Source organism: Cupriavidus plantarum, from assembly GCF_905397285.1.
Taxonomy (GTDB): Bacteria; Pseudomonadota; Gammaproteobacteria; order Burkholderiales; family Burkholderiaceae; genus Cupriavidus; species Cupriavidus plantarum.
Genome location: NZ_CAJPUX010000004.1, coordinates 40,648 through 66,354, shown reverse-complemented (window position 1 = coordinate 66,354; position 25,707 = coordinate 40,648). Strand labels below are relative to the sequence as shown.

Genomic DNA, 25,707 nt, shown 5'->3' with positions numbered 1-25,707 from the left:
GCCGTGAGCGAGACTAGATCCTAGACGTCGCGCTGCCGATGCGCGGTCTGGTGCACGATCTGGCGCGCGATGATGGCGTCCGCGGACTCGCCAACGAGTTCCCGATAGACCTGCGGCGCGGTGGCGCCTTCCGTGCTGACGAGCAGGACGCGAGAGTTCGCATCGAGGCCGACCTCCTGCCGCAGTGCGGGATCCGCGCACAAGACCGCGAGCCCCGCGAACCCCGCGGCGCCGGACTCGCCGGAGACGATGGGGATGTCACGCGCGCCGCCCGCCGCGAGCGTGACCATCGCCGCGACGGCATCGTCGTCGGAGAGGGTCATAAAGACGTCGACGCTCTCGTTCAGGAACTTCCATGCGAGCGGCGACGTTTCGCCGCAGGCGAGTCCCGCCATCACCGAATCGACTGATCCTGTCGCTTTGGCCGGATAGCCGACCCTTGCGCTCTGGTAGAGGCAGTCGGCCTGCCGCGGTTCCACGACGATGAACGTGGGGCGCTTTTCGCCATAGCGCTCCCACAGATAGCTGATGACGCCCGCGGCCATGCCGCCGACACCGCCTTGCAGGATGACATGCGTGAATGGCGCGCGCAGTTGCCGAATTGCCTCGGCGGCGATCGCGCCATAGCCCTGCATCACGTCGCGCGGGATGTCCTCGTAACCGTCGTACGAGGTATCCGAGACGACCTCCCACCCGTTCGCCGCCGCAAGGCGAGCAGCTTCTTCGACCGACGCGTCATAGTTGCCCGCGATGCGCACGATCTTCGCGCCATAGGCGGCGATGGCTTCCTCGCGCTCCGCGCTGACGTTCGCATGCAGCACGATCACACAGGCGCATCCGACGCTCTTTGCCGCGGCGGCCAGCGCCCGGCCGTGGTTGCCATCCGTCGCGCTGATGACGGTGAAGTCCTTGACGAGGCTGGCGTATGCGCCGCGGATCAGTTGCGTGGGATCGATGTCATGTGCCGGCCAGCGACGGCGGATGAGCCGAAGCAGTGCGACGGGGGCGCCCAGCGCCTTGAAGCTGCCGAGCGGCGAGCGTACCGACTCGTCCTTGACAAGGATCTGCGCCACGCCGAGACGTGCGGCCTGATCGGGAAGGTCATGGATGGGCGTCGGTTCGCTGGACATACGGTCCCATGCGGAGAGCCACCTGAGGCTCTCTTCGGCGGCCGCCATGTTCATGATCTGGCGCAGGTCGGCAGGGTAGGGCTTCCGCGAGGCGTGGGGATTGGCGATAAGCATGGTCGGGCGTATCCGGCGGTGGAAAGGAGGAGAAAGGGGGTACCGGATCCATCGTAGCGTCGCAGTCGCGCACGGCCGAATCGATTTGGCGGCGGGAAACGGAACAAACGTGCAAAATCGCGTTGTCACGACGTTCTCTCGCCAATCTTCTCCCCCAATGCGCCATGGTTCTGGATTCCTATGACATCAAGCTGCTGAGCCTGCTGCAGGCAAACAGCAAGCTGTCGCAGCGGCAGCTGTCGGAGGCGGTCAATCTCTCGCCTTCGGCGGTCAACCGAAGGATTGCCGCGCTGGAGGCGGAAGGTGTCATCACGGCGACGGTCGCCGTGGTGGATCCGACGGCGGTCGGTCGGCCCATCACGATTCTGGTCGAGGTCAAGGTCGAGAACGAACGGCTCGACCTGCTCGACGAGGTCCGCCACCGGTTCGTGGCTTGTCCGCAGGTGCAGCAGGTGTACTACGTCACCGGCGACTTCGATTTTCTGCTGATCATGAACGTGAAGGACATGACCGAGTATGAAGGCCTGACGCGTGAGTTGTTCTTCGGCTCGGGCAATATCAGGCAATTCAAGACCTACGTGTCGATGCAGCGGTCGAAGGTCAGTCTGGCGGTACCGTTGGCCTGAACCCTCTATTTATCCAGGAACACCCGCGCACTGGACAGCTTGCCATTCTCGATGGTGAAGATGTCTTCCCCGCGCACCTGATTTGGGTTGCTTCTCGGCCCGTACCCCCATGTCACGCGGCCCAGCCCGTGATTCCACGACGCGGGCGCGGGCGTGAACACGAAGTCCGGATGGCCTGACTGCACCTTCTGGATCAGTTTGGCCACCTGCTCGTAGCCAACCCCCTTGCCGTGCTCGTCCGCGACGAAGAAGTCCGCGGTATAGATGTCCTGGAACTTCGCCATGGTGGCGGGCGATACCGGCGCGTTCCAGATTTCGAAATGCCGGTCCAGCAGCCGCTGCATGGCGGCGAGGTCTACGGCGTCGGACGCGGTATGGGTCATGATCGTTGCCTCATGGGCATGGAGAGAGGGTGTCGCAAGGGGTGCCATCAGTGCCAGCACTGCCTGCAATGCCAGCGGTGCCGCGCGGAGGCGGCGGGTGTGCAACTGCCGCGTCAGCCCGATGGTCATGTGCGCGACGCCGGCGGGTTCCCGCCGGTGCTGTCCAGGATCTTGCCGCCCTCGTTCGCGATGGCTTCGGCCAGCTTCATCGTTGCGACCATGATCGAGGATTGCAGCATGGCGACCTGCGTTTCCAGCGCGCCGAGCATGGCCGACTTTTGGCGCTCGTCGGTATGCCCGGCACGTACGGCCTGTAGGTGCGCCATCAGTTCGGCGAGCTGCTGTTGCATGCGTTCGATCTGCTCGCGGATCGCCTTCGCGGATTCGGCCTGCTTGTTCTTGGTGGCGTCGCCAGCGGATGCCGCTGGCTTGTCGGCGGAAGGCTCGTTCCGCGCATCGCCCTCTGCGTGCTGGACGTCATGATCTGCCGCTGCCGCTGCCGCTGCCGGGGGCGACGATGCATTGGTCGTCCCGAGGTCTGCGGCCGTGTGGGTCCACGGCGACACCGGGGGGATATTACCGATCTGCGTCATTGCGTTCGGGTTTGAGAGTGGGAAGGGTTGGTAAAGGAGACGAGTTCGATCTGCGCGCCCCACGGTGTCAGGAAGTAGAACCACTTGACGCCGTCCGCATTGGTGATCGGCTCGTTGAGGACCTTCAGTCCTTTGGCTTTCACGATCGACAGGCTGCGCGCGATGTCGTCTGTCCGCAGTGCGATGTGGCTGGCGCCGATGTCGTCTCCGTGGGGATGGCTTCGGTCGATGTCCGGTCCTTCATACTGAAAGAGCTCGACCTTCGGGCCGCCGGTCAGCTGGACCATGACGAACCGCTTCAGGTCGCTGGTCGGGCGCCAGCGGAACTGGGTCTTCCATGCGGCGGGTATGCCTTCGGGGTGCATGTCGGAGACGATCCGCGCGCCGAACAGGTCGGAAAAGAACGTCACGGCGGCATCGATGTCGGGGACGTTCATGCCGACGTGATCGAGGGTCGAGACCTGGAGGGTGGTCGTAGCGGGGATGGCGGAGGTGGCGGCGGCCATAGGGGAGGGTGTTGCATAGGCCGAGGTGCCGAGCGCAATGGCGGCGCTCAGCAGGCCGAGCTTCAGGCTTGTCATGAGAAATCTAAACGGCGAGTCGTATTCGCAGCATATCGACGACGCGCCGCATTCAAAATAGAATCCGAAGAAACGCATCGTTGCAGAATTGAAATGAGCAAGTTTCCGGATTTCGAAGGCATCGCCATGTTCGCGCGGGTGGCGGAAGAAGGCTCGTTCGCGGCGGCCGCGCGGCTGATGGGCGTGTCGGTGCCGACCGTCTCCCGCGCGGTGGGCAGGCTGGAGGAGCGCCTGGGCGGGCGGTTATTGAATCGAACGTCGCGGCAGCTGTCGCTGACCGAGTTCGGCTACAACGTGGCCAGCAAGGCGGGGGAGATTTATCGGCAGGCGGAGGAACTGGAGAGCGAAGCCATGGAGCTCTCGCTGAGCCCGCGCGGGCTGGTGCGGCTGGCTGTGCCGATGGCGTTCGGCATGCGCTGGGTGGCGCCGCTGTTGCCGAAGCTGCTCGAGCGTTATCCGGAGCTGTCCGTCGACCTCCATCTGTCGGATGCCACCGTCGACCTTATTGCCGATGGCTTCGATGCGGCATTACGAATCGCCGTATTGCCCGACTCCTCGATGGTGGCGCGGCAGTTGTGCACCGTGACGCAGTACCTCGTTGCGTCGCCCTCCTACCTCGAACGCTACGGCCGCCCGCAGCATCCGCGCGACCTGGCGGGCCGCGCGTGCCTCAGCTATGCCTACCGGGCGCGCACGCAGGAATGGAAATTCACGCATGACGACGGCACGCAGGAAAGCGTGGTCCCCCGCGGCCCGCTGCGCGTGACCAACTCGGAAGCGATGATCCCGGTCCTGCTCGAAGGCCTCGCCATCTCCGAACTCCCAGAGTTCATCGCCAGCGAATACCTGTCCGACGGCCGCCTCGAACGCCTCCTGCCCGAATGGCACATGGCCCGCGGCGGCCTGTACTTCGTCACCCCCTCCGCCCGCTCAAGACCCGCAAAGATCCGCGCGCTATCCGACTTCTTCGCCGAGCATCTTGCCGAGCCGGTATGGCAGTGGCCTTGATGGAGAGCGGGCAGTCCGCGTAGTGTCCGCTTGTCTCCCACCTCTTCTTTGGAGCGTCACATGAATGCCGCTGTTACCGTCCGCCGTATCGGTCCCGATGAGGTAAGCGATTACATCGATCCGCTTTCCGATGTCCTCATCGATTGCGTCGAGGGCGGGGCCTCGGTCAGTTTTATGTTGCCGATCGCGAGGGAGACGGCGCAGCGGTTCTGGCGGCAGGTCGCCGAAGGCGTGGTGCGCGATGAGCGGGTATTGCTGGTCGCCGAACACGAGGGCCGGGTCGTCGGGACGGTGCAGCTGATCACGGCTCAGCCGGAGAACCAACCGCATCGCGCCGACGTCGCCAAGATGCTCGTCCACCGCAACGCCCGCCGGCAAGGCATCGCCGAACGCCTGCTCGCCGCCGTCGACGAGGCCGCCCGCGCCGCGGGCAAGTCGGTGCTCGTGCTGGACACCGTCACCGGTGGAGATGCCGAGCGACTGTACAAGCGGGCGGGATGGGAACGGGTCGGTGACGTGCCGAACTACGCGCTGATGCCGGACGGCAGCTTTTGCGGGACGACGTTCTATCACAAGCAAATATGACGGCTCGCGGCCATAAGATACGCATAGATCATATTAGGCGAAACGGCTAGTTTAGCTGCACAGCTAAGATGCGCGTTTGCGCTATCCAGGTTAGCGACTCGCTCATGTGAGCAAACGAAAGCCCGCCGGTTTCATATCGCCGTCACCTCCCCGTCATACCGCTGCCCCGAACGCTGCCGAGAATCGGTGGCGTCACATGAGTGAGGCTCGGGTCGCCGAGCCAGGAGCTTGTGTGGTGGCGGGCCCGCTGGGAGTGGATGCATCGCGTCGGGGTCCGTGTTCCCAAACCTTCAACACGACGAGATCCTGAATGCCCCGAGCCATCCAGTTGTACCGACGTTTCATTCGCGCGGGAGCGCTGCTCCTTTGCGCGGCGCCGATTGCAGTGCAGGCGAGTACTTACTGGAGCGGTGTCAGCCGCGCGCTTCCAGTGTCGCCGCTGGGCAATACCGTGGCGCTTTCCTGCCATAACTGCTACGGCTCTAGTACCGCCGCCACCAATGCGCAGGTGGCCACCGCGCTGTCGCGTGGGTTCGACTTGATCGAGTTCGACCTCACCGCGCATGCGTATGGGCAGGTGTATGTCGAGCACGCCGACAGCGGTGTTGCGGTCGGGAGCTTTGTGGATGCCTTGTCGAATAGCAATCTCCAGCAAAGCGACCGCTTACTGTTCCTCGAGATCAAGGAGAGTTATTCCACCGCCGCCGCCAGCGACGCGATGATGCTCTCCGTGCTGCGGTCGATTCGCGACTGGGGGTACGCCAAGGCCGGCCGCCCGGTGTTCCTGCGGGCGTTCATGGATGGCCGCCACAACCACCTGGTACGCGCCAAGGCGCTGCTCGCGCAATCGGAGTTCGCCAGCATTCGCGATTACGTGCGATTTCATACGCTCATCGAAAGCGATATCCGCAACAACATCCGCACGACCAAGAGTCTCGGCTTCGACGGCGTGGAACTCGAGTACCGCATGACAAGCCTGTTCGGCGCGCTGATGCAGGCCAGGATGCTCGGCCTCGGCGTGGGCGTCTACACCACGCCGGCGAACATGGGCGAGCTGTATCTGTCGGCCCTGCGCGAGGACGTCGACTTCATCACGAGCGACTACGACCGCGGCACGACCCCGATGGCGACGTCCGCCCGCGCGCTGATCGCCGAGCCGACCTCGCTCGTGCATATGAATACGGCGCAGCAGACCGCCTGGCCGCTGACGTACGCGCGTACCAATGCGACGCGTTACGCCATCGCACAAGGCACCGCGACCCCGGCGCTCGAATTGCTGTCGGTGGCATCCGATGAAGACCGCGTGGGCGGCAGCATGGTGTTCACGGGCGCGCAGTCGGCCACCACATGGCAGGCCGACAACGACACCAACGGCGGCTTCATGGTCAGCGCGGTGGTCAACTTCGACGACCTGACATCCGGCGCGACCGCGGCCATCGTCGCGAAGAGCGATTCGGGCGGGTTTGCACTGGAGCAGGCCGGCACGCTGCTGCGCTTCGGCGTCTATGTGAACGGCGGTTACCAGTACGCGACCGCGCCGCTCTCGCTGTTCAACGGGACGGACTCATACTTCATCGTCGGCGCCTATGACGGCAACGGCGCGGTGCGCCTGTGGGTGAACAACGTCGAGCGCACGCCGTCGGTCTCCGTCACGGGCGGCGTCGGCCTCAACACGAGCCCGATCGTCATCGGCGCGGACCCGCAGGGCGCGACCGATCGCCGCTACTTCTTCAAGGGAAAGATCCAGCAGGTGATGGTGCAGCGCTGGCGCGACCACTGATCGCGCAACGCTGAGGACGACATGCGGGCCGGCTACTTGACGCCGGCCTGCATGAACGACTGCATGAACTGCCGCTGGAACAGCAGGAAGGCCAGCACGAGCGGCCCGACGCAGAGCAGGGTCCCGGCCGACAGTACGCCCCAATCGACACCCGTCTCGGGCGCGGCAAACAGCGCCATGCCGACGGTGACGGGGCGGCTCTTCTCGGTCTGCGTGGCGACGAGCGGCCACAGGAAATTGTTCCAGTGGTAGCTGATCGATACCAGCGCATAGGCGAGGTAAGTCGGTCGCGCGAGCGGCACGTAGACCTTCAGCAGAATGCCGAGCCGGCTCAGGCCTTCGATGCGCGCGGCGTCTTCGAGCTCCTGCGGCACGGTCATGAAGGTCTGCCGCAGCAGAAAGATGCCGAACGCGCTGGCGACGTAAGGCAGCGCCACGCCAAGGTAGGCGTCCACCTGACCCAGCCGCGCGATCGTGAGGTAGTTCTCGGCGATCAGCACCTCGGGCATCACCATCAGCTGCAACAGCACGAGACCGAAGACAATCCCGCGCCCTGTGAACCGCATGCGGGCGAGCGCAAACGCCGCCAGCGTGCAGACGGTGAGCTGCAACACGAGCAGCAGCGTGACGATGGCCACGGTGTTCATCAGATACCGCGCGAACGGCGCCACATGCCACGCCTGCGAAAAATTGCCGAGCCCCCAGGGCGTCGCGAAGCTCAGCCGCATGGCTTCGCCACCGGGATGGAAGGCGCCCCAACACAGCAACAGCAGCGGCGAAATCCACAACAGGCCGGCGACCAGCGCGGCTGCGGGAATCAATGCATGGCGGAAAGCGGTCATCGGTAGTGCACGCGATTGCGGGACAGCCAGAACTGGATGGCGGAGCAGAGCGCAAGCAGGGCCAACAGCACCACGGTCAGCGCGCCCGCATAGCTCGCGTCCTGAAACTTGAACGCGATTTCGTAGAGGTAGTACAGCAGCAGCGTGCTCGCGTTATTGGGGCCGCCGCGCGTGAGCACGAAGATGTGGTCGACGAGCTTGAACGCGTTGATCAGCGCATTGACTACAACGAACAGCGTGGTGGGCGCGAGCAGGGGAAGCACCACGCGCCGCAGCCGATACCACGCGGAAGGCGACTCGAGCCGCGCGGCATCGAGCAGTTCCGTCGAGATCGATTGCAGGGCCGCGAGGTAGAAGATCATGAAGAACCCCGCTTCCTTCCAGATGGTCACCACCATCAGCGCCGGCAACGCGGTGTCCGTATCGCCGAGCCAGTTGCGTCCGGCAATGCCAACGCCGCCCAGCAGCCGGTTCAGCAGGCCGATATCCGGTGCATAGAAGAACAACCAGACGTTTGCGGCCGCCACCATCGGCAGCACGGTCGGCGTGAAGAACGCCAGACGCAGCAGACCGCGCCCCGCATAGCTTTGGTTCACCCACAGGGCCATGGCGAGCGCCAGCACGACCGACACCGGCACGGTCACCAGGGCATACCAGAGGTTATTGCGCAGCGCCTGCCGAAAGACGGGATCGTCGAGCAGCGCCGCGAACTGCTCGGCACCGGAGAACGAGGCCGGCAGGCCCGGCGCCTGCGTATGCAAGCTATGCCAGAGACTGCCTGCGATGGGCCAGTATGTGAACGCGGCCAGCAGGACCAGCGCGGGCAACAGCATGAGCCACGCCTGCGCGGCTTGACGAGGGTGGCTCATGCCATCAACGCTGGTAGGGCTTCAGAACACGGTCCGCCTGTGCCTGCGCGCCGGTCAGCGCCGCGCGCGGCTCCTGCTGACCCGCGATGGCGGATTGCAGCGCGTCCTCGAGCATCTTGCGCACGCGGCCGGACTGGTGCGTGGAGAGCTCGGCAGTGGCCACGGACAGCTGGTCACGCGCCACGAGGGTCTGCGGCACCTTGGCGGCATAGTCCTTGAGCGTCGGGGTTTCGTAACTCGCGGCACTCACACCCATGTAGCCGGTTGCCACGCTCCATTGCGCCGAACGCTCGGGCGCGGTCAGGAACTTGACCAGGCGGAACGCGGCGCGCTGCTCGGCATCGCTGCCGCTCTTGAACAGATAGAAGTTGCCGCCGCCGGTAGGCGAGCCCGGCTCGGTGTTGCCGGGCAGAGGCGCCACGCCCACGTCGAACCTGGCTTCCTTGAGCACGGCCGTCAGGTTGCCGGTGGAGTGCCACATCATCGCGGTCTTCCCTTCGACGAAGTTCTGGCGCAGCGTGCCCCACTCGATCAGACCCTTCGGGCTCAGGCCGTCCTTCGACAGCGAAGTCCAGAATTCGAGCGCCTGAACGGCCTTCGGGCTGTCGAACATCGTGCGCGTGCCGGCGGAGTTCATCAGCGTCTGCGAGTTCTGCTTGGTCAGCGCGCCGAACATCCAGTACGCGTAACCGGTGGATGGGATCATCACGCCCCAGCGGTTCGTGTTGGCGCCATCGCGCTGCACGAGCTTGGCCGCCGCTTCGCGCATCTCGGCCCACGTGCGCGGCGGCTTGTTCGGATCGAGGCCGGCCTGGCGGAACGCGTCCTTGTTGTAGAACATCACGATGGTGGAACGCTGGAACGGGATGCCCCACGTCTTGCCATCGGCGCGGCCATTGTCCATCAGGCCGGGGTAGAAGCTCTGCAGCCACTGCTTGTCGTCGGGCGACGTGGCGAAGTCGTCGAACGGGCGGATGACACCCATGTCCTTCAGTTCGTGCAGGTCGATGGAGAACAGCACGGACGTCTGCACCGGTGTGCCGGCCTTGAGCGCGGCCAGCGCCTTCGTGCGCGCATCGTCATAGTTGCCCGCATAGATCGCATTGACCTTGACGTCGGGGTTCGATTGCTCGAACTCGCCCACGAGCTTGTCCACGACCTGCGTGAGCGGGCCGCCGACGGACACGGGGTAGTACATCGTGACCTGGGTCTGGGCGGCGGACGCGGCAAGCGGGGTCAGGCCGGTCAGGCCTGCGACAGCGCCGAGCGCAAGCGCCAGGCATCGGGTTTTGAACGACATGGTGGCTCCTTGATGACGATGGGGGAATGACGCAGAGGCAGTCGGGAATCAGCGATCAGGGCAGGGATGGCGCGGTCATCGGATCGATGGCAAAACGATGCTCGCGGTCGGGAGACCAGCGCAGCGACAGGGCCGTACCCGGCACCATCGAGACGCGGCCGGCATGCCGCACAAGCAGCGGCTGGCCGTGCAGCATGACTTCGATCAGCGTGTCCGCACCGTGATACTCGGCGCGTGTCACGACAGCCGCATGTCCACCGCCAAATTCGATGTGTTCCGGCCGCACGCCCGTCCACGCGCTGGCGCCGGGCAGGCGAATCAGGTTCATCGGCGGCTGGCCGATAAAGCGGGCCACCACGGGCGTCGCCGGCTGGTCATAAAGCTGCGCCGGCGTACCAAGCTGCGCGATCTGGCCCTGATGCATCAGCACGATCCGGTCGGCCATGCTCATCGCTTCCACCTGATCGTGGGTGACGTAGACCACTGTGAGGCCAAGTTGCTGCTGGAGCTTGCGTAACTCGGCGCGCATCTCCGCGCGCAGTTGCGCATCGAGGTTCGACAGCGGTTCGTCCATCAGGCATAGCGGGTGCTGCGACACGATCGCGCGGGCCAGCGCCACGCGCTGCTTCTGCCCGCCGGACAGCGCACCGGGTTTGCGAGCGAGCAGCGTGCCGAGTCCCAGCAGATCGGCGGCGTGTTGAAGGCGGCGTGCCTGCTCGTTGCGTTCTACCCTGCGCGCGCGCAGGCCGAACACGATGTTGTCCGCCACGCTGAGGTGGGGAAATAACGCGTACGACTGGAACACCATGCTGAGCAGCCGCTGCGCGGGGTCGAGCGCCGTGACATCGCGGCCATCGATGTGGATGCTGCCTTCGGCAGGGCGGTCGAGGCCGGCAATCAGCCGCAGCAGCGTAGTCTTGCCGCAGCCCGAAGCGCCGAGCAGCGCGATGAATTCACCACGTTCGATTTCGAGATCGATGCCGCGCAGCACGTCGTGATCGCCGAAGCGCTGTCGCAGCCGTTCGAGTCGCAGATAAGCCATGGCAGTGGGAGGGGGAGCGGTCCGGTTAGCAGGGGGCGGTCAGCAGAGATGCAGCGCGACGTTCGCCTGCTCGCAAAGCGAAGGCAGCGTGGCAAGCACATCGGTTGCCTCGTGATCGGTGTATAGGTGATCGACGTCATGCAGCGTGGCGACGCGGCACGGAGCGTTGTGTAGATACTTGCTGCTGTCGAGCAGCAGCATGCGCACGTGGCTGTTCGACAGCAGCACGCGGCTCAGCTCCGCCTCTTCGGGCTGAAATTCGTAGAAGGCCCCGTCTTCGTCGAAGCCCGCCGCGCTGCAGACCGCGACGTGCGCGCGAAAACGGCGCAGAAAGTCGAGCGACGCGCTGCCCATGACGTCGAGGTCGCCCGCGCGCAGGCGACCGCCGGCCACCCATGTCTCGATGCGTGGCTTGTCGGCAAGCGCATGAACGGCCCCGAGGTTGTTCGTCACGACGCGCAAGGGCAGATCGGCCGGCAAGGCCCGCGCGAAGTCCGCCACGGTCGTGCCGTAGCCCAGGAACACCGTCGAGTCCGCCTCCAGCATCGCGATAGCCACCGCGGCGATGCGGCGCTTGCGTTCGACGTGGTTGGCGCTGCGTTGCAGGTAGCTAAGATTGTGCTGGCTGGCCGAAAGACTCAATCCGCCATGCGTCCGCCGCGCGAGACCCTGCACGCTGAGCTCGTTGATGTCGCGGCGAATTGTCTGCGTACTCACGCCAAAGCGGCTGGCGAGCTGTTCGGTGCTCAGGTAGCCAGCGTCGTTGAGCCAGCCGAAGATCTCGCGCTGGCGCGGGGTTAAGCTCATGGCTCATTCGATCATGTCGTGCGTTCGAATGAAAATGTAAGCGGGCAATATGTCACTTGGATGACGCCCGCGCGCGTGAGACGCACCGTGGACGAATTGGTAGTAACCGTGTACGAATGGATGGATTGCGGCGCATCGCCCGCGCGATACTGGGCCACCGCATCGAAAGAGGCTTGTCATGTCATCGCTGAACGCGCCGCCAACCGGCACCCTCCACGCTCTCCACAACCAATGGCCGCAAGCCACGTCGGTGGACGACTTCCGCGCCAACCTTGCGGCGGTGCGGGCGCGCATCGCGGCCGCCTGTCAGCGCGTGGGTCGCGATCCTGCCGGCGTACGGCTGCTGCCGGTCAGCAAGACCAAGCCGGAAGCCATCCTGAGGCTGGCCCATGCGGCCGGCTGCCAGATGCTCGGCGAGAACAAGCCGCAGGAAGCCCATCGCAAATGGGAGTCGATGCGCGGTCTTCCGGATCTCCAATGGTCGGTGATCGGCCATCTGCAAACGAACAAGGCAAAGCTCGTGGCGCAGTTCGCCAGCGAGTTCCAGGCGCTCGACAGCCTGCGGGTGGCCGAGGCGCTCGACCGGCGGCTACAGGCCGAAGGCCGCGGGCTGGATGTATTCGTGCAGGTGAACACCTCGGGCGAGGACAGCAAGTACGGTCTCGCGCCCGGTGACGTCGCCGCGTTCCTGCGCGAACTGCCGGCGTTCTCCAGCCTGCGCGTGAAGGGACTGATGACCCTGGCGATGTTATCGGCGGAGGCGGAGCGCGTGCGGACCTGCTTCGTGCAACTGCGCGGGCTGCGCGATCGGCTGCGTCACGATGTGCCCGCGGGCGTCGCGCTCGACGCGCTGTCGATGGGCATGTCCGGCGACTTCGAGATCGCCATCGAGGAGGGCGCGACCGTCGTGCGCGTCGGGCAGGCGATCTTCGGCGCGCGCGCGACGCCGGACAGCCACTATTGGCCGACCGCCGAGGCGGCGCGCGCATGACGGCATAATGCGCGTTGGCGCGCCGATGTCTTTCCATCGCGCCGGCCAACGTCGTCATCCCGCATCGATTCCGTTCCCAGCATGCCGCTCCATATTCGTACCCCCCTCCTGCATTCCCTCCCGATGTCCGCGCGCCTCGGGAAAACCGTCTGGCTCAAGCTGGAGGCGCTACAGCCGAGCGGCTCGTTCAAGCTTCGCGGCGTCGGCCACGCGTGCATGACGCACGCCGAACGCGGCGCGCGGCGCTTCGTCTCGTCGTCGGGCGGCAATGCGGGCGTCGCGGTTGCCTACTGCGGCCGCATGCTGAACATCCCCGTCACCGTGGTCGTGCCGGAAACCACGTCGGCGCGCGCGCTCGAACTGCTCCGCCTGGAAGGCGCCGAGGTCATCGTTCACGGGCAATCGTGGGCCGAGGCGAATGCGCTGGCTCAGTCGAAGCTCGACGCGCACACCGCCTTCATCCACCCGTTCGACGATCCGCTGCTGTGGAGCGGCCATGCCTCGCTCGTCGACGAAGTCGCCGAAGCCGGCGTCCGCCCGGATGCGGTCGTGCTGTCGGTCGGTGGCGGCGGTCTGCTGAGCGGCGTGGCCGAGGGGATGCACCGGCAGAGCTGGCACGATGTGCCGCTGGTCGCGGCGGAAACGCATGGCACCGCCTCGTTCGCCCGATCGCTCGAAGCGGGCGCCGTCGTGGAACTGCCCGCGGTGACGGGCATCGCGACGTCGCTGGCGGCCAAGCGTCCTGCCACCGAGGCATTCGCCTGGAGCCGGCGCCTGCCGGTCTCCAGCGTCGAGGTGTCCGACCGTGAGGCGGTGACCGCCGCGCTTCAGCTGCTCGAGGACCATCGTCTGCTCGTGGAACCCGCCTGCGGCGCGGCATTGGCCGCCGCCGAGAAGCGTTCCCCGGCACTGGCCGAGGCGGAAACGATCCTCATCGTCGTATGCGGCGGGGTGGTGGCAACGCTGGCACAACTGCAGGAGTGGGCGCGCACGCTGGCTTGACCACCGGCGCTTATGCGCGAAACGATGAAGGCGCGACATGGGCGCCACATGTGGATATCTGATTCGATTCGTTGTGGCACGCGGGTTTCCTTCATAGCATGGACGCCCCAATCATTCCTGCCACCGCCCCATGAAAACATCGTTTCGCAACTGGCTCGTCGCCAGCGCTGCCTTTGCCCTGGCGAGTACTGTGGCCGCCGAGCCCTTGCCGAAGGAAGTCCGGATCGCCTACAGCGGCGGCGCGCAGCTGATCGTCAACGCCAAGGTCGATGGCTCGCTCGAGAAGGCGCTCGGCGTGCCGGTCAAGTGGGTGCAGTTCGGCACGGGCGCGGATGTGCTGAATCTCTTCGCAAGCAACAGCGTCGATATCGCCAACTTCGGTTCGAGCCCCACCGTCTCCGCCATCGTGCGCAAGCTGCCGATCGAGCTGGCCGGGGTGTCCGCCGACATCGCGACCTACGAGCGGCTGGTGGCGCGCAAGAGCAAGAACATCAACTCGCTGAACGATCTCGCGGGGCATACCGTCGGCTATCCCGCCAACTCCACGGCCCAATATGCGCTCGACACCGCGATCCAGCTCAACAAGATCGACCGGTCGAAGATCCGTTTCGTGCCGCTCAAGCCGGACGAGCTCGTCGCCGCATGGCGCCGTGGCGACGTGGATGCCGGGTACGTCTGGGCGCCATTCAACTCGACGCTGGAAGCCAATGGCGGGCAGCCGATCTTCTACACGAAGGACCTGAAGAAGGACGGCTATCTGATCTTCAACGGCATCTCGGTCAGCAAGGCGTTCGGCGAGAAGCATCCGGAACTGGTGGCAAAGCTGTTGCTCGTGCTGGAACAGCAGGTCGCGAACTATCGCAAGAACCCGCAGGCAGTCGCCGAAGCCATCGCGAAGGAACTCGGCTCGACGCCTGCGGCGGTGACGGATTCCATCAACGGCAACGAGTACCCAACGATCGCGGATCAGCTCAAGCCGCAGTGGTTCGGCGATGGCAGCAGCCCAGACAGCAGCACGCTGGCCGGTGCCGTGCGGAAGACCGCGGAGTTCCTCGGCAGCATCGACCAGATTCGCAAGCAAGACATTCCGGCGTCGTTCGCGAACGCCATTAACCCCCGGTATCTGAAGCTCGCGCAGCAGATCAAGTCGGACAAGTAAGCGCATGGTGCTGGATCGCCGGTATTCCAGCCTGGCCGTGAGCACGGCGGCAGTCGTTGCCGTGCTCGCGCTATGGCAGGTCGCGGGAAGCCGCGGATGGGTGGACGCGCTATTCCTGCCGCCGCCCACCGAGCTTGCCGTATCGTTGTCGCATCTGTGGCATGACGGTTATGGGCAGATTCCGCTGTGGAAGCATGTGGGGATCAGCCTCGCGCGTGCCGCATCGGCCTTTGTCGCGTCCATCGTCATTGGCGTGCCGCTGGGCCTGTTGATGGGACGCAGCGAGACGCTGGCTGCGGCGCTGAATCCGTTCGTGCAATTCCTGCGGCCGTTGCCGAAGATCGCGCTGATTCCGCTGACCATCGTGTGGCTCGGCATCGACGAGGCGTCGAAGTTCTTCCTGATCTTCATCGCCACATTCCTCAATGTGCTGGTAGGCGCCGCCGCCGCCGTGCGCGGCGTGTCGGAGGGGTATATCCGCGTCGCGCAGACGCTGGGGCTCAACCGCCGTCAGGTGTTCTGGCGCGTCGTGTTTCCGCATTGCGCGGGCGACCTGTTCACGACCATCCGGCTGTCGATCGGCATCGGCTGGACGGCGCTGGTCGCGGCGGAGCTGGTGGCATCGAGCGCGGGTGTCGGCTGGATGATCGTCAACGCGGGGTCCTACCTTCGGACCGACGTGGTGATGATCGGCATCCTGATCCTCGGCATCGTGGGCTACGCGCTCGACGTGGCGCTGGTGGCATTGCAGAAGTGGATCGTTCCGTGGGCGGGCAAGGCATGACACATATCGTTCTGGACGACGTGACGTTCACGTTTGGCGCGGAAGGGAAGGTGGCCACGCCGCCGGTATTGGAACGCGTCAACCTGGGTATCGACGAGGGCGAGTTCGTCGTCCTGCTCGGTCCTTCCGGCTGCGGCAAGTCGACCATTCTCAATCTGATAGCGGGCTTCGAGCGTCCGCTTGCGGGGCGCGTGGCCAGCAACGGCCGGACCATCGAGGGGCCTTCTCCCGAGCGCGGCATGGTCTTCCAGCAGCCGATGCTGTATCCATGGCTGAACGTCTGGGGCAACGTGACCTTTGGCGCGCGCATGCGGGGCACGCCGGAGGCCGAGTATGCGGCGCAAGCCGAGGAACTACTCTGGCAGATGGGGCTGCTGCCGTACCGCGATGCCTCGCCGTGGGAGTTGTCCGGCGGCATGCGCCAGCGCGTGGCGCTAGCACGCGCGTGGATCATGCAGCCGGACATCCTGCTGATGGACGAACCGTTCGGCGCGCTCGATGCGCAGACGCGCGCCTTGATGCAGGAACTGCTGCTGCGTACCTGGGCGCAGCGCCGGACGACGATCCTGTTCGTGACGCACGACGTCGATGAAGCGCTGCTGCTGGGCACGCGCATCCTGGTCATGTCGGCGCGCCCCGGTCGCATTCGCGAGGAGATCCGTGTGCCGTTCGCCTATCCGCGCGATGCCGAAGCGCTGGCGACGAATGCCCAGTATGGCGCCCTGCGCGCGCATGCGTTGCATCGGGTCAGAGAGGAGGCACGCAGGCACCTGGAAGCGATGCAGCCGCTGAAAGTTGCTTGATGTCGCTTAAAGCGCCGGACGCAGATCCCGCACAGGGCTGACCGACTCCAGCAGCGATGCCAGATGCAGCAGCGTGGACTCCGCCTGCCATTTCCCCACCAACTGCACGTTGATCGGCAAACCTTCGCGACTCGTGCCGAACCGCATCGACAGGCCGGGCAGTCCGGTCACGTTCAAGGGAACCGTGGCGCCTTGCAGATAGGTGGCGCCGACGGTCTGGCCATTGATCGTGAACGACGACTGGCCATGCTTGTGCGCGGGAATCGGCAGCACGGGGGTAATGAGCGCGTCGTACCGCGAGAAATACTCGGCATAGCCATCGCGGAGGCGTTCCGCGGCCTGTTCGGCCTCGATGTAGTCCTCCAGCGAGGTGTCCGGTAACGACAGCATGGTCTTCGCCATCATGTAGAGCTCGTCGTCGCGGCGCCCCGCCGTTGCGGCGCGGAACGCGGGCTTCATCTCCATGACGTGCAGCTTGTTGAATACGTCCAGTGCGAAGTCGCGCTCGAGCGCGGGAATGCGTACGGGCTCGACGAAGGCGCCCGCATCGCGCAGGGCGTCCGCGGCGGCGCGGACCGTGGCGCCGACCTCCGGGTCGATCGGGCCAAAGCCCGGCTCGACAAGCCAGCCCACGCGTAGCTGGCGATCGGGCGCGCGGCCGATGCCCGCGTCGTACGGCACGGTACTGGTGGCGAACGCGTCGAGGCCATCGGGGCCGGACAGCTGCGAGAAGGCCATGGCGAGGTCGCGAATCGATCGCGCCATTGGGCCGACATGCCAGAATCGGCGCGGCGCGCGCGGCCAGATGCCGGTCATCGGCACGCGGCCGTGCGTCGCCTTGAGCGACACGATGCCGGTCTGCGCGGCGGGGCCGCGTACCGAGATCGCGAGATCGGTGCCGAGACCGAGGGGCGACATGCCCGCCGCAATCGCCGCGGATTCGCCGCCGCTAGAGCCGCCCGGCGTCCGTTCGAGATCCCACGGGTTGTTCGACCGGCCCGACAACAGGTTGTCGCTTTCTATCCAGTAGGAGAACTCCGGCAGGTTGGTTTTCGCGAGCAGAATGCCTCCCGCGGCCTTGAGGCGCGCGACGCTCGTCGCATCCGCATCCGGCACCCGCCCTTTGAAGATCGGCGATCCGCGCTGCGTCAGCACGCCGGCCGTGTCGATGGAGTCCTTTGCCGTGAATGGCACGCCATGCATGGGCCCTAGCGGCGCGCCGTCCAGCACGGCGGCTTCGGCCGCCCGCGCGGCCTGCAGCGCATCGTCGGCAATCGTGACGATGGCATTGACCTTGGGATCCACCGCCTGAATGCGATCGAGGTGGGCCTGCACCACCTCCACTGGCGAAACCTCTCTGGTACGGATGAGTTCGGCAAGCCTGGTGGCGTCGTGATAAACGAGTTCGGATGTCATGGGGTTGGCCTCGTGAATGTGTTGGTCGGCACAAACGCGGCGGCCCCGGGGTTTAGCAATTTGCCTACCTAACGTTTGTTAGGGGGAAAGATAGACGGTCCGCCCCGGCACGTCAACTGCTTTTCTGTCGAGGGGGAAGGTATCGAAGGCGGCGCCTGTGGCCGGGCGCCGCCGGGTCAGCGCTGCGGGATCAACGCTGCGGGATCAACGCTGCGGGATCAACGCTGCGGGATCAACGCTGCGGGTTCATCGCCGCATCGGGAATCGCATCCAGCAGCGCCTGCCCGATGGCCACGTGACCCTGCGCCTTGAGCGCTTCCCCGGTGCTGAGCTTGTCGCGCACGTCACGGTTCTGGCTGAGCTTGAACTTGCCGACGAGTTGCTCGATCTCTACCTCGATGCCAACGATCGCCTTGAGCATCTGATCCAGGAAGTCGGCCGGTGCGTCGCCCATCTTCCATGGTTTGGGCTGCGTCGCTTCATGCTTGCGCGTGAGCTTGGCGACGACACCGCGCACATAGCGCTCATCGTCGCGAATCGTGATCTTGCCGTGCGCGTGGACCACGCGGTAGTTCCATGTCGGCACCGCCTTGTGGGTCTCTTGCTTGCTCGGATACCAGTTCGGCGAAATGTACGCGTCTTCGGCGCGAAACACGACGAGCACGTCGTCACCGGTTTTCACGTCCTGCCACACGGGATTGTTGCGCGCGACGTGGGCGTGGAGCACGCCGTGCCTGCCGGCGTCCGCATCGAGCTCGAAGGGCAGGTGATTGGCATCGAGTCCCGCCGTGCCGTGGGTCATCAGGATCGCGAACGGAAAATCGCGCATCAGGCGATGCAGATCTTCGACGTTGGTGGCTTCGAAATGGGCAGGGACGTACATGTTCGCTTCCGCTTGGGGACGTGGTCTGGCTGCATGATGGCCGCGCAACGTGTCACCGTGAAGGGCCATTTTGAGGTGATTTCACTAGACCAGTATTCTAGCCAGCGATCGAGCCAGCGATCGTTTTGGCGGATACCCGGCGCTTTCGCGGCCGGGGGGCGCCGGATGCGGCGGCGATGATCGCGCCGAGCTTGTCCACCGCGGCTTCCGTTTGCGCATCGGTGTAGCCGCCGAGGCCCAGGATCAGCCCCGGCCGCCCGTTGCCGGCCGCATACAGCGGCGACACGGCGCGTACCGCCACGCCGGCCGCCATCGCCTGAGCCGCGACGGCGAGGTCGTCGATCGGCGCCGCCAGCCACAAGACGAGATGCATGCCCTGATCTCCGGGCTGGAGCCACGCAAGGGATGACGGAATGCGCGATGCGATGGTCGAGATCAGATGCTCGCGGCGCTCCGCGTAGACGAGCCGCACGCGCCGGATATGCCGGTCGAGGTAGCCTTCGGCGATATACGCAGCGAGGGTATGCTGGTCCGCGCTCGGCGGGTGTCGGTCCATCAGCCCCCGCGCGCCGCAGAAGGACGGCACGAGATGCTCCGGCACGATGGCGTAGCCGAGCCGCAGCGACGGAAACAGGATCTTGCTGAACGTGCCGAGGTAAATCACGCGGTCGGGCGCGAGGCCCTGAAGCGAGGGGAAAGGGTGACCGACGTAGCGGAGTTCGCTGTCGTAGTCGTCCTCGACGATCCATGCATCGTTGGCTCTGGCCCACGCGACGAGCGCGGTCCGCCGCGCCATGCTCAGCGGCATGCCGAGCGGATACTGATGCGATGGGGTCACGAACGCCACGCGCGCATCGGGTGCCTTGCGGATGCCCGCTTCGACATCGATACCGGATTCGTCGACCGGCACTCGGAGCATCCGCATGGCGTTGCCCGTTGCTTCGAGAATGCCCGTGATGCCGCGGTACGCGGGGTCCTCGACCCATGCGCGGTCCGTCGGCTCCAGCAGGATCTGGCAAGCGAGATAGAGGCCTTGCTGCGTGCCGGCGGTGATGATGACCTGCCCGGGCGTGCAATGCACCGAGCGCGATTTGCGCACGTAATCGGCAATGGCCGCCCGGAGCGCGGGGACGCCCTGCGGATCGTCGTACCCCGACGGCGCCGCGGCGCGCAGCCCTCGCGTGCGGTTGCCCAATTTTCGCCAGGTGTCGTCGGGCGCGGTGGGGCCGATCGGCACCGAGACCGCAAACGGCACGGGTGGGAGGGGCGTGAACTGGCGTGCGACGTCCGCAAAGGCCGCGGCGCGCGGCGGGAGCGTTGGCGCGGGGATTGTGGCGCTCGTCCTGTTTGTCCTGCTTGTCTTTCGGGGCTGCCCGGCCGTTTCGGATGGGGGCAATGTCGAAAGCAATGCCGAAAGGCTTCTGGAAACGCGTGTGCTCGACCCCGCCTGGGCTTCGAGGAACCCTTCGGCGATGAGCTGTTCAAACGCGTTGGTCACGAGTCCGCGAGAGATGCCGACGGTCTCGGCCAGATGGCGGGTGGAGGGAAGCGATTCGCCGGGCTTCAGTTCGCCCGAGCGAATGGCTTCCCGCAGCACGCGCGTGAGCTGCCGGCCTAGTTCGCCCTGCGTGCGGTCGAGCTTGCCCATGAAGGGCAACTCCATGGCCTGGCGGCGTCTTGGCATGAATACCGGCTCACTGGCTTATGTCGATATGGGTCACATACGATAACCAGTCTGCCGCTTGATGCCAACACCAGGCCAACGCCGACGCCTCCATCGCCGCCATGGCGCGTCCCGGCTACCAGCGCATGTTGCCGGTAGCTATTACATCCGGAATGTCAGGACTTCCCGTTCCCGCCCTTGGCATCCGTTTGATGCTGACGGCGCGTGTCCTCGTTCTTGAACCCGCCGTAGCTGCTTTGCCCCGGATCCGCGCTGCGGCTCTTCACCTGCTGCTTGTCCGTGCGCACACCGGGATTAAGCGGCTCGGTGCTGGCGGTGGAACGCTTGCTCTGCTTCTCCATCTCGAGTCCTCCATCGGGTTGACGACGCGTTGCGCCGGTCCGTGGAGCGCTGCAAACGCCGTGCCATCGGCGCTCTAATACGCATACGTGCCGACGGCGTCGGCCACCGTCTTCAGCGATTGCCGCAGCGTGTCCATGTCTACCGACCCGAGCGCCAGCCGCAGCGCATGCGGGACCTGCTTCGACGTCGCGTAAGGGTGCGCGGTGGACACGAGCACGCGCGCGCGCATCAGCGCCTTGCCGACCACATCGGCGCGCACCTCTTCCGGCATCGGCAGCCAGACGAAATAGGACGCCGGGTGACGGACGGGCTTGAGATGAGCCAGCGTCTCCGTCACGATTTGCTGCCGCGCGCGGGCGTCGCGGCGCTTCCCGGCTTCGAGCATCGCCACGGTGCCATCCTCGATCCAGCCGCACGCAATGCCCGTCATCAGGGCCGGCGTGTGCCATGTCGTCGCGCGAATCGCCCGCTCGATCCTTGCGATCGATTCCGGCGGCGCACGCACGGCGCCTACGCGCAATCCCGTGGCAGCGCTCTTGGAGAGCCCTGCTACGGCCTGCTGGTCATCACGGCGCTGAAGCTGCTATGGGACGGCGTTTCCGGATATATGCATGCCGGGTGAATCATGTGCAGGCGTGGCACGGACCTTGCGATGGTCCGGGCATGAAGACATTCCACTGCACACATTGCCAAAGCCTCGTCTTCTTCGAGAGCTTCGTCTGCAATCGCTGTCAGGCCGTGCTCGGCTACGTTCCCGGTTTGCGGGAGGTGGGAGCGTTCGAAGGAAGCGACGAGCAGGGGTGGCGCATGCTTCCCGAGGCGTCGGAGCAAACCTATCGGCGGTGTGCCAATTATGCGCGGGAGCATGTATGCAACTGGATGGTCCCAGTCGAGGATTCAAATCCGCTATGCGAGTCCTGCCGGCTGACACGCGTCATTCCCGCGCTGGCCAAGCCCGATAACAGGTTGTACTGGTACCGGCTCGAACAGGCAAAGCGGCGGTTGCTGTACTCGCTGTCGGCCTTGCATCTGCCCACGCATTTCGATGGCGAGGGGGGCGACCTGACGTTCAAGTTCCTCGAGGATGTTTCGGCCGTCGAGCCCGTCATGACGGGACACGACAACGGTTGCATCGTCGTCAACGTCAAGGAAGCGAACGACGTCGAGCGCGAGACCACGCGGGCGTGGGCGGGCGAGGCGTATCGGACCTTGCTGGGGCACCTGCGGCACGAATCCGGGCACTTCTACTTTCAGCACCTCATCGCGGGCACGCGCCGGATTCAGCCGTTCCGCAAGCTGTTCGGCGACGAGCGCATGGATTACGCCGCCGCCCAGAAGCACTATTACGACGCTGGGCCGCCGAGCGATCATGCCGACCGGTTCATCAGCGCGTACGCCTCGATGCATCCGTTCGAGGATTGGGCCGAGACGTGGGCCCACTACCTGCATATGGTCGACACGCTGGACACCGCCAACTGGAGTGGGCTCACACTGCAACCCCGCGCGCAGGCCGACCCCGGGATGACCGACCGCACGCCCATCGGCCGCTCGGATTTCCAGAGCCTGCTGGCACGATGGCAGCCGCTGACTTACGCGATGAACAGCCTTAATCGTAGTCTCGGCCTACCCGATGCGTATCCGTTCTCGCTATCGCCCGCCGCGGTGGACAAACTGCATTTCGTCCACCGCGTCATCACGGCGGCGAGCAAGGCCAGTTCCTGACGTTACTTCTGCCTGGGCGTACGGAACGATTCGCCCACCGCCGGCAGCCGGCCTTGCCGATGCAACTGGATGGCCTGCGCCACCGCCGCGCCGACGTTGGCCGCTTCAGCCTGGACATCCGTGTCGTCATCGAGCTCGCGGTGCGACGTGGCATACGGCTTGTAGTAACCGATATAGCGATCCAGCTGTCCGAACTGGCCTGCATCGATCAGCCCCATCCACGAGAGCCAGTCGCTCAGCGCGCGGCGAACCCCCTCGACGCCCGCGACATCGCCATGGACGACGAGCCCATAGACGCGGCCTGCGAGATGCTTGGGATAATGCCATCCGCCGAGCTCCATTGCCTTGGCTTCCGGCACCTTTTTGCCGTGCGTGCTGCTCGGATCGGGATTGCCGCCGTCCGCGCAGACGAGCCGGTCCATCATCAGCTTGAGCGGGCTGGTGGACTGATACCAGTACGTGGGCGTGACGATCACCACGCCGTGCGCGGCGGACCACCGCGCATAGATCTCGTTCATCCAGTCGTTGACCTGCCCGAGGCTGTGGTTCGGATAGCAGCTGCAAGGCCAGTGGCACAGCGGCATGGCCGTCGATGCGCACCCCTTGCAGGGATGGATGTGCAGATCGGGGTCGGACGCCAGCCGGCTCAGGTCGAGCGTATCGACGACCATGCCCATCTCCTGCATGCGCGCTCGCACGATGCCAGCCAGACGCCATGACTTCGACATCTCGCCCGGACACGTCAGGTCGTTCCGGGAGGAGGCGACAATGAGCAGCACGCGACTTGCACTCGCGGCATCCTGCTGCAGGCGCTGTGCATCGCGAATGGCGTCGCGCGCCTGCCGCCATTCGACGGAGAGATCGTAGCCGGGGTCCGCCGCGCCGGGGCCGGCCTTCTCGGTGATGGGGGCCTTGCGGCTGTTGCTATACGCTTCCCACGCAATCGCCTCGATGCGCTCGAGCGCGGCATCTTCCGCGCGAAACGCGGGGTCGTAGAAGCGCGCGCGAAAACGCCGGCCGAACTCCTCGCGCGTCAGATGCTCTGTTACCTGGCCTTTGCGGACGTCCTGTGCGGCGTCGTCGATATCGTCTTGCAGAATATTCCCGTGAGGCATCTGGTCACCTGTCCCTTTCTTATTGCGGTGGTTGACCGTTCGACGCACTGAGCCCGCCATCGACGGGCAGGTTCACGCCGGTGACGAACCGTGCGTCCTCGCTCGCGAGGAAGGCGATGACGTCGGCGATGTCCTCGGGTTCCGCCGTGCGGCCCAGCGCGATGCGCTCGCGGAATTTTTCGACAAGTTGCTCGTCCTTGAACATGTCGACGGTCATGTCCGTGCGCGTCAGCGACGGGCAGACCGAATTGATGCGCACGCCTTCGCGGCCATAGTCCAGCGCCAGCGAACGCGTGAGGTTGACCACGCCGCCTTTCGCGGTGTTGTAGAAGGCCATGTTCCAGTCCGCGCCGAGACCCGAGACCGAGGCGGTATTGACGATGCTGCCTTTGGTCTTGATCAAATGCGGCAGCGCGGCACGCGCGCCATGAAACACGCCTTCGAGGTCGATCGAGATCACCTTGTGCCAGGCCTCGAAACTGTCCTCGGTTGCACGTCCTTCGGAGGCTACGCCCGCGTTGTTCACCATCACGTCGAGCCGGCCGAATTTGTCGACCGCCGCGCGGACGAGGCCCTCCACCTGCTCGTAGTCGCTGACGTCAGTCACGTGGACCAGTTGCTTGTCGGCAGGCAGGTCGGCAGCCACCTTTTCCAGTTTCTCGCGCGTGCGGCCCGCCAGCACGACGCGCGCGCCTTCCGCCGCGAACCGCCGCGCGGCGGCCGCACCGATGCCGGAGCCGGCGCCGGTGACGATGACTACCCGGTTTTCGAATCGCTTCATGATGTCGCTCCCCTTTTTTAGGTTCAGGAGCACTGCGCGCAAATTTCATACCGCTGCGCGCACGACACCGGCCAACGCCGCTGTGGCGCGGGCTGGACAGCCCTCGGTCCGCGTGCGCGAACGCGTGCGATCGCCGTGCAAAAATGCAGCATCGAGCGACTTGTACATGTAAGGGCATGTAGGAGGCGTCCCGCGTCGCCGGGGCCGTCTCTCCGACAGCTACTCCGGCGTACCGCGGGCCAGCGCGAGATAGTGCGGAATGCGCCCAAGCGCATACGCCGCCGCCGCATCGCGGATCTCGTTGCGCTCACCTTGAAAGCGTTTCGTCTCCGTGTACTCGATAGGCGTCCCGCTACGTCCGGCCGCGCGAACGACCCACGCGAAGCACTGCGTGCCGGCGGGGGTGCCATCGGGTGCGCCCTCGTCGGCGACGCCCGTGTTGGACACGGCGAGATCCGCGCCGGACATTTCAAGCACGCCGCGCGCCATGGCCAGCGACACGGGCTCGCTCGTCAGGCCATGCCGCTCGATCAACGCGTGTTCCACGCCGAGTACGTTGTTCTTGGCTTCCGGCGCGTACGTTACGACCGCAAGCCTCAGGCAGCTGCCGCATCCCGGCACCTCCGCGAGCTTCGATGCGATCAGTCCGGCCGTACAAGACTCCGCTGTGGCCAGTACGACCCCGTGACGTACCAGATAGTGTGCAACTTCCTGAGCATCATGCATGTTCGGTCTCCTCTTGTCGCCGCACAAAGGTCACCTTGCCGTTGCGCTCCACGACGATGCGCTGGATACCCGCAAGGGACTCGCTCTGCAGGCTCGCGCGCAGATTCGCCTGCAGGTCTTCGGCGCTCAGCATGGCGCGTCGCATCGCGTCCTGATCGATGCGGCCGCCCTGCAAGAGATCGATACGATGGCCGCCGATGATCCGGTCGACGCCGGGAAAGCGGCTCGCGAGCAAGCCGAGCGAGCGGTGCAGTGCAACGAGGACCAGCGACGCCGCGAGGGTGCCGCCGATGGGGCTGGCACCGACGACCGCGCGCGACAGCACGGCGCCCAGCAGCAGCATGATGCAGAGGTCGAACGGCGTTTGCTGCGAGAACGCCCGGCGTCCCGCGCCACGCAGCATGATCCATGCGGCAACGAATATGAGCGCGGCGCGCGCGGCCATCTGCCACCACGCCAGCGTTTCTCCCTGACCGAAAACCTCCGCGAGGATGTCGCCCATGGGCGTCTCCTGTTCGATGGGTTCCATGCCAGTGTTGGGCGCGCGGCCCGTTTCCCGCAATCGGAAACTGTCCTACATCGCCGCCGGACGCGCGTCGCGTCCATGGATCAAGCTCATGGATCAGCTCGTGTAGCAGT

Annotated in this window: 27 protein-coding genes and 1 pseudogene; 10 read left to right on the top strand and 18 right to left on the bottom strand. The window is 65.5% G+C overall.

What is annotated here, in order from left to right:
* Positions 1-20: 20 nt before the first annotated feature.
* Positions 21-1,244 carry a diaminopropionate ammonia-lyase gene (locus KHP16_RS17915; protein WP_211960801.1) on the bottom strand — a complete coding sequence of 408 codons (1,224 nt, stop codon included), beginning with the start codon at positions 1,242-1,244 and terminating at the stop codon, positions 21-23.
* Positions 1,245-1,408: 164 nt separating this feature from the next.
* Between KHP16_RS17915 and KHP16_RS17910 the strand changes: the two genes are divergently transcribed.
* Positions 1,409-1,870, top strand: coding sequence for an Lrp/AsnC family transcriptional regulator (locus KHP16_RS17910; protein ID WP_109584610.1), 462 nt, complete (start codon positions 1,409-1,411; stop codon positions 1,868-1,870).
* A 5-nt stretch (positions 1,871-1,875) separates the two neighbouring features.
* Here the strand turns inward: KHP16_RS17910 and KHP16_RS17905 are convergent, their stop codons facing one another.
* The 3 genes from KHP16_RS17905 to KHP16_RS17895 are packed head-to-tail and all read right to left on the bottom strand — an operon-like array spanning position 1,876 to position 3,427.
* A complete protein-coding gene (locus tag KHP16_RS17905; protein WP_244835861.1) occupies positions 1,876-2,382 on the bottom strand; it encodes a nuclear transport factor 2 family protein in 507 nt (168 codons plus the stop codon).
* The gene (locus KHP16_RS17900; RefSeq protein WP_211960800.1) at positions 2,379-2,846 is read right to left on the bottom strand and encodes a hypothetical protein; all 468 of its coding nucleotides are present in this window, start codon (positions 2,844-2,846) and stop codon (positions 2,379-2,381) included. The genes KHP16_RS17905 and KHP16_RS17900 overlap by 4 nt, the downstream gene beginning before the upstream one ends.
* Positions 2,843-3,427 carry a VOC family protein gene (locus KHP16_RS17895; protein ID WP_211960799.1) on the bottom strand — a complete coding sequence of 195 codons (585 nt, stop codon included), beginning with the start codon at positions 3,425-3,427 and terminating at the stop codon, positions 2,843-2,845. The genes KHP16_RS17900 and KHP16_RS17895 overlap by 4 nt, the downstream gene beginning before the upstream one ends.
* A 93-nt stretch (positions 3,428-3,520) precedes the next feature.
* Here KHP16_RS17895 and KHP16_RS17890 point away from each other — a divergent pair, with 93 nt between their 5' ends.
* The 3 genes from KHP16_RS17890 (at position 3,521) to KHP16_RS17880 (ending at position 6,800) form a co-directional block, all read left to right on the top strand.
* Positions 3,521-4,435 carry a LysR family transcriptional regulator gene (locus KHP16_RS17890; protein WP_211960798.1) on the top strand — a complete coding sequence of 305 codons (915 nt, stop codon included), beginning with the start codon at positions 3,521-3,523 and terminating at the stop codon, positions 4,433-4,435.
* Positions 4,436-4,495: 60 nt separating this feature from the next.
* Positions 4,496-5,020, top strand: coding sequence for a GNAT family N-acetyltransferase (locus KHP16_RS17885; protein WP_211960797.1), 525 nt, complete (start codon positions 4,496-4,498; stop codon positions 5,018-5,020).
* A 310-nt stretch (positions 5,021-5,330) separates the two neighbouring features.
* Positions 5,331-6,800 carry a LamG-like jellyroll fold domain-containing protein gene (locus KHP16_RS17880; protein ID WP_211960796.1) on the top strand — a complete coding sequence of 490 codons (1,470 nt, stop codon included), beginning with the start codon at positions 5,331-5,333 and terminating at the stop codon, positions 6,798-6,800.
* Between the two features lie 32 nt (positions 6,801-6,832).
* On the opposite strand, the gene KHP16_RS17875 is transcribed toward KHP16_RS17880, so the two are convergent.
* From KHP16_RS17875 to KHP16_RS17855, 5 genes are read right to left on the bottom strand one after another with little or no spacing between them, the layout of a single operon-like run.
* Positions 6,833-7,642: a carbohydrate ABC transporter permease gene (locus KHP16_RS17875; protein WP_211960795.1), complete on the bottom strand. Its 810-nt coding sequence runs from the start codon at positions 7,640-7,642 to the stop codon at positions 6,833-6,835.
* Complete coding sequence (locus KHP16_RS17870; protein WP_121492814.1) at positions 7,639-8,511, bottom strand: carbohydrate ABC transporter permease; 873 nt, start codon at positions 8,509-8,511, stop codon at positions 7,639-7,641. The genes KHP16_RS17875 and KHP16_RS17870 overlap by 4 nt, the downstream gene beginning before the upstream one ends.
* A 4-nt stretch (positions 8,512-8,515) precedes the next feature.
* Positions 8,516-9,811, bottom strand: a complete 1,296-nt coding sequence (locus KHP16_RS17865; protein WP_115955165.1) for an ABC transporter substrate-binding protein — start codon at positions 9,809-9,811, stop codon at positions 8,516-8,518.
* A gap of 55 nt (positions 9,812-9,866) precedes the next feature.
* On the bottom strand, positions 9,867-10,853 hold the full coding sequence (locus KHP16_RS17860) for an ABC transporter ATP-binding protein (RefSeq protein ID WP_211960794.1): 987 nt from the start codon (positions 10,851-10,853) through the stop codon (positions 9,867-9,869).
* 39 nt (positions 10,854-10,892) lie between these two features.
* Entirely contained in the window at positions 10,893-11,660 is a 768-nt protein-coding gene (locus KHP16_RS17855; RefSeq protein WP_211960793.1) for a DeoR/GlpR family DNA-binding transcription regulator, read from the bottom strand.
* Between the two features lie 178 nt (positions 11,661-11,838).
* Here KHP16_RS17855 and KHP16_RS17850 point away from each other — a divergent pair, with 178 nt between their 5' ends.
* The 5 genes from KHP16_RS17850 to KHP16_RS17830 all read left to right on the top strand — a co-directional run bounded on the left by KHP16_RS17850 (position 11,839) and on the right by KHP16_RS17830 (position 16,399).
* On the top strand, positions 11,839-12,651 hold the full coding sequence (locus KHP16_RS17850; RefSeq protein ID WP_211960792.1) for a YggS family pyridoxal phosphate-dependent enzyme: 813 nt from the start codon (positions 11,839-11,841) through the stop codon (positions 12,649-12,651).
* An 81-nt stretch (positions 12,652-12,732) separates the two neighbouring features.
* A complete protein-coding gene (locus KHP16_RS17845; RefSeq protein ID WP_211960791.1) occupies positions 12,733-13,653 on the top strand; it encodes a pyridoxal-phosphate dependent enzyme in 921 nt (306 codons plus the stop codon).
* A gap of 130 nt (positions 13,654-13,783) precedes the next feature.
* On the top strand, positions 13,784-14,812 hold the full coding sequence (locus KHP16_RS17840; protein WP_211960790.1) for a taurine ABC transporter substrate-binding protein: 1,029 nt from the start codon (positions 13,784-13,786) through the stop codon (positions 14,810-14,812).
* Between the two features lie 4 nt (positions 14,813-14,816).
* Positions 14,817-15,596: an ABC transporter permease gene (locus KHP16_RS17835; RefSeq protein ID WP_211960789.1), complete on the top strand. Its 780-nt coding sequence runs from the start codon at positions 14,817-14,819 to the stop codon at positions 15,594-15,596.
* On the top strand, positions 15,593-16,399 hold the full coding sequence (locus KHP16_RS17830) for an ABC transporter ATP-binding protein (RefSeq protein ID WP_211960788.1): 807 nt from the start codon (positions 15,593-15,595) through the stop codon (positions 16,397-16,399). The genes KHP16_RS17835 and KHP16_RS17830 overlap by 4 nt, the downstream gene beginning before the upstream one ends.
* Before the next feature lie 6 nt (positions 16,400-16,405).
* On the opposite strand, the gene KHP16_RS17825 is transcribed toward KHP16_RS17830, so the two are convergent.
* The 5 genes and pseudogenes from KHP16_RS17825 to KHP16_RS17805 all read right to left on the bottom strand — a co-directional run.
* On the bottom strand, positions 16,406-17,815 hold the full coding sequence (locus KHP16_RS17825; RefSeq protein WP_211960787.1) for an amidase: 1,410 nt from the start codon (positions 17,813-17,815) through the stop codon (positions 16,406-16,408).
* Between the two features lie 232 nt (positions 17,816-18,047).
* Positions 18,048-18,698: an FMN-binding negative transcriptional regulator gene (locus KHP16_RS17820; protein ID WP_121492808.1), complete on the bottom strand. Its 651-nt coding sequence runs from the start codon at positions 18,696-18,698 to the stop codon at positions 18,048-18,050.
* 97 nt (positions 18,699-18,795) lie between these two features.
* Positions 18,796-20,382 (bottom strand): MocR-like pyridoxine biosynthesis transcription factor PdxR, encoded by a 1,587-nt coding sequence (gene pdxR, locus KHP16_RS17815; RefSeq protein ID WP_211960786.1) that lies wholly within the window; start codon positions 20,380-20,382, stop codon positions 18,796-18,798.
* Positions 20,383-20,537: 155 nt separating this feature from the next.
* Positions 20,538-20,723 (bottom strand): hypothetical protein, encoded by a 186-nt coding sequence (locus KHP16_RS17810; RefSeq protein WP_121492806.1) that lies wholly within the window; start codon positions 20,721-20,723, stop codon positions 20,538-20,540.
* Positions 20,724-20,797: 74 nt separating this feature from the next.
* Positions 20,798-21,277, bottom strand: a pseudogene (locus KHP16_RS17805) (aminotransferase class I/II-fold pyridoxal phosphate-dependent enzyme); the annotation flags it as partial.
* A gap of 110 nt (positions 21,278-21,387) precedes the next feature.
* Between KHP16_RS17805 and KHP16_RS17800 the strand changes: the two are divergent.
* Positions 21,388-22,446, top strand: a complete 1,059-nt coding sequence (locus tag KHP16_RS17800; RefSeq protein WP_179594597.1) for a zinc-binding metallopeptidase family protein — start codon at positions 21,388-21,390, stop codon at positions 22,444-22,446.
* Between the two features lie 2 nt (positions 22,447-22,448).
* On the opposite strand, the gene KHP16_RS17795 is transcribed toward KHP16_RS17800, so the two are convergent.
* The 4 genes from KHP16_RS17795 to KHP16_RS17780 all read right to left on the bottom strand — a co-directional run bounded on the left by KHP16_RS17795 (position 22,449) and on the right by KHP16_RS17780 (position 25,597).
* Entirely contained in the window at positions 22,449-23,561 is a 1,113-nt protein-coding gene (locus KHP16_RS17795; RefSeq protein ID WP_211960784.1) for a flavodoxin family protein, read from the bottom strand.
* 19 nt (positions 23,562-23,580) lie between these two features.
* Positions 23,581-24,342: a meso-2,3-butanediol dehydrogenase gene (gene budC / locus KHP16_RS17790; RefSeq protein ID WP_211960783.1), complete on the bottom strand. Its 762-nt coding sequence runs from the start codon at positions 24,340-24,342 to the stop codon at positions 23,581-23,583.
* A 219-nt stretch (positions 24,343-24,561) separates the two neighbouring features.
* Positions 24,562-25,068, bottom strand: a complete 507-nt coding sequence (locus KHP16_RS17785) for a CinA family protein (RefSeq protein WP_211960782.1) — start codon at positions 25,066-25,068, stop codon at positions 24,562-24,564.
* Positions 25,061-25,597 (bottom strand): DUF421 domain-containing protein, encoded by a 537-nt coding sequence (locus KHP16_RS17780; protein ID WP_121492803.1) that lies wholly within the window; start codon positions 25,595-25,597, stop codon positions 25,061-25,063. Before KHP16_RS17780 ends, KHP16_RS17785 begins: the two co-directional genes overlap by 8 nt.
* Positions 25,598-25,707: the final 110 nt, after the last annotated feature.

Coding starts and splice junctions, on each gene's coding strand:
- KHP16_RS17845 (WP_211960791.1), top strand. CDS start 12,733: ATGCCGCTCCATATTCGTACCCCCCTCCTGCATTCCCTCCCGATGTCC.
- KHP16_RS17825 (WP_211960787.1), bottom strand. CDS start 17,815: ATGACATCCGAACTCGTTTATCACGACGCCACCAGGCTTGCCGAACTC.
- KHP16_RS17820 (WP_121492808.1), bottom strand. CDS start 18,698: ATGTACGTCCCTGCCCATTTCGAAGCCACCAACGTCGAAGATCTGCAT.
- KHP16_RS17795 (WP_211960784.1), bottom strand. CDS start 23,561: ATGCCTCACGGGAATATTCTGCAAGACGATATCGACGACGCCGCACAG.
- KHP16_RS17830 (WP_211960788.1), top strand. CDS start 15,593: ATGACACATATCGTTCTGGACGACGTGACGTTCACGTTTGGCGCGGAA.
- KHP16_RS17785 (WP_211960782.1), bottom strand. CDS start 25,068: ATGCATGATGCTCAGGAAGTTGCACACTATCTGGTACGTCACGGGGTC.
- KHP16_RS17800 (WP_179594597.1), top strand. CDS start 21,388: ATGAAGACATTCCACTGCACACATTGCCAAAGCCTCGTCTTCTTCGAG.
- budC (WP_211960783.1), bottom strand. CDS start 24,342: ATGAAGCGATTCGAAAACCGGGTAGTCATCGTCACCGGCGCCGGCTCC.
- KHP16_RS17895 (WP_211960799.1), bottom strand. CDS start 3,427: ATGACAAGCCTGAAGCTCGGCCTGCTGAGCGCCGCCATTGCGCTCGGC.
- KHP16_RS17855 (WP_211960793.1), bottom strand. CDS start 11,660: ATGAGCTTAACCCCGCGCCAGCGCGAGATCTTCGGCTGGCTCAACGAC.
- KHP16_RS17810 (WP_121492806.1), bottom strand. CDS start 20,723: ATGGAGAAGCAGAGCAAGCGTTCCACCGCCAGCACCGAGCCGCTTAAT.
- KHP16_RS17840 (WP_211960790.1), top strand. CDS start 13,784: ATGAAAACATCGTTTCGCAACTGGCTCGTCGCCAGCGCTGCCTTTGCC.
- KHP16_RS17905 (WP_244835861.1), bottom strand. CDS start 2,382: ATGACCATCGGGCTGACGCGGCAGTTGCACACCCGCCGCCTCCGCGCG.
- KHP16_RS17875 (WP_211960795.1), bottom strand. CDS start 7,642: ATGACCGCTTTCCGCCATGCATTGATTCCCGCAGCCGCGCTGGTCGCC.
- KHP16_RS17885 (WP_211960797.1), top strand. CDS start 4,496: ATGAATGCCGCTGTTACCGTCCGCCGTATCGGTCCCGATGAGGTAAGC.
- KHP16_RS17900 (WP_211960800.1), bottom strand. CDS start 2,846: ATGACGCAGATCGGTAATATCCCCCCGGTGTCGCCGTGGACCCACACG.
- KHP16_RS17880 (WP_211960796.1), top strand. CDS start 5,331: ATGCCCCGAGCCATCCAGTTGTACCGACGTTTCATTCGCGCGGGAGCG.
- pdxR (WP_211960786.1), bottom strand. CDS start 20,382: ATGCCAAGACGCCGCCAGGCCATGGAGTTGCCCTTCATGGGCAAGCTC.
- KHP16_RS17890 (WP_211960798.1), top strand. CDS start 3,521: ATGAGCAAGTTTCCGGATTTCGAAGGCATCGCCATGTTCGCGCGGGTG.
- KHP16_RS17860 (WP_211960794.1), bottom strand. CDS start 10,853: ATGGCTTATCTGCGACTCGAACGGCTGCGACAGCGCTTCGGCGATCAC.
- KHP16_RS17780 (WP_121492803.1), bottom strand. CDS start 25,597: ATGGAACCCATCGAACAGGAGACGCCCATGGGCGACATCCTCGCGGAG.
- KHP16_RS17910 (WP_109584610.1), top strand. CDS start 1,409: ATGGTTCTGGATTCCTATGACATCAAGCTGCTGAGCCTGCTGCAGGCA.
- KHP16_RS17835 (WP_211960789.1), top strand. CDS start 14,817: ATGGTGCTGGATCGCCGGTATTCCAGCCTGGCCGTGAGCACGGCGGCA.
- KHP16_RS17850 (WP_211960792.1), top strand. CDS start 11,839: ATGTCATCGCTGAACGCGCCGCCAACCGGCACCCTCCACGCTCTCCAC.
- KHP16_RS17865 (WP_115955165.1), bottom strand. CDS start 9,811: ATGTCGTTCAAAACCCGATGCCTGGCGCTTGCGCTCGGCGCTGTCGCA.
- KHP16_RS17915 (WP_211960801.1), bottom strand. CDS start 1,244: ATGCTTATCGCCAATCCCCACGCCTCGCGGAAGCCCTACCCTGCCGAC.
- KHP16_RS17870 (WP_121492814.1), bottom strand. CDS start 8,511: ATGAGCCACCCTCGTCAAGCCGCGCAGGCGTGGCTCATGCTGTTGCCC.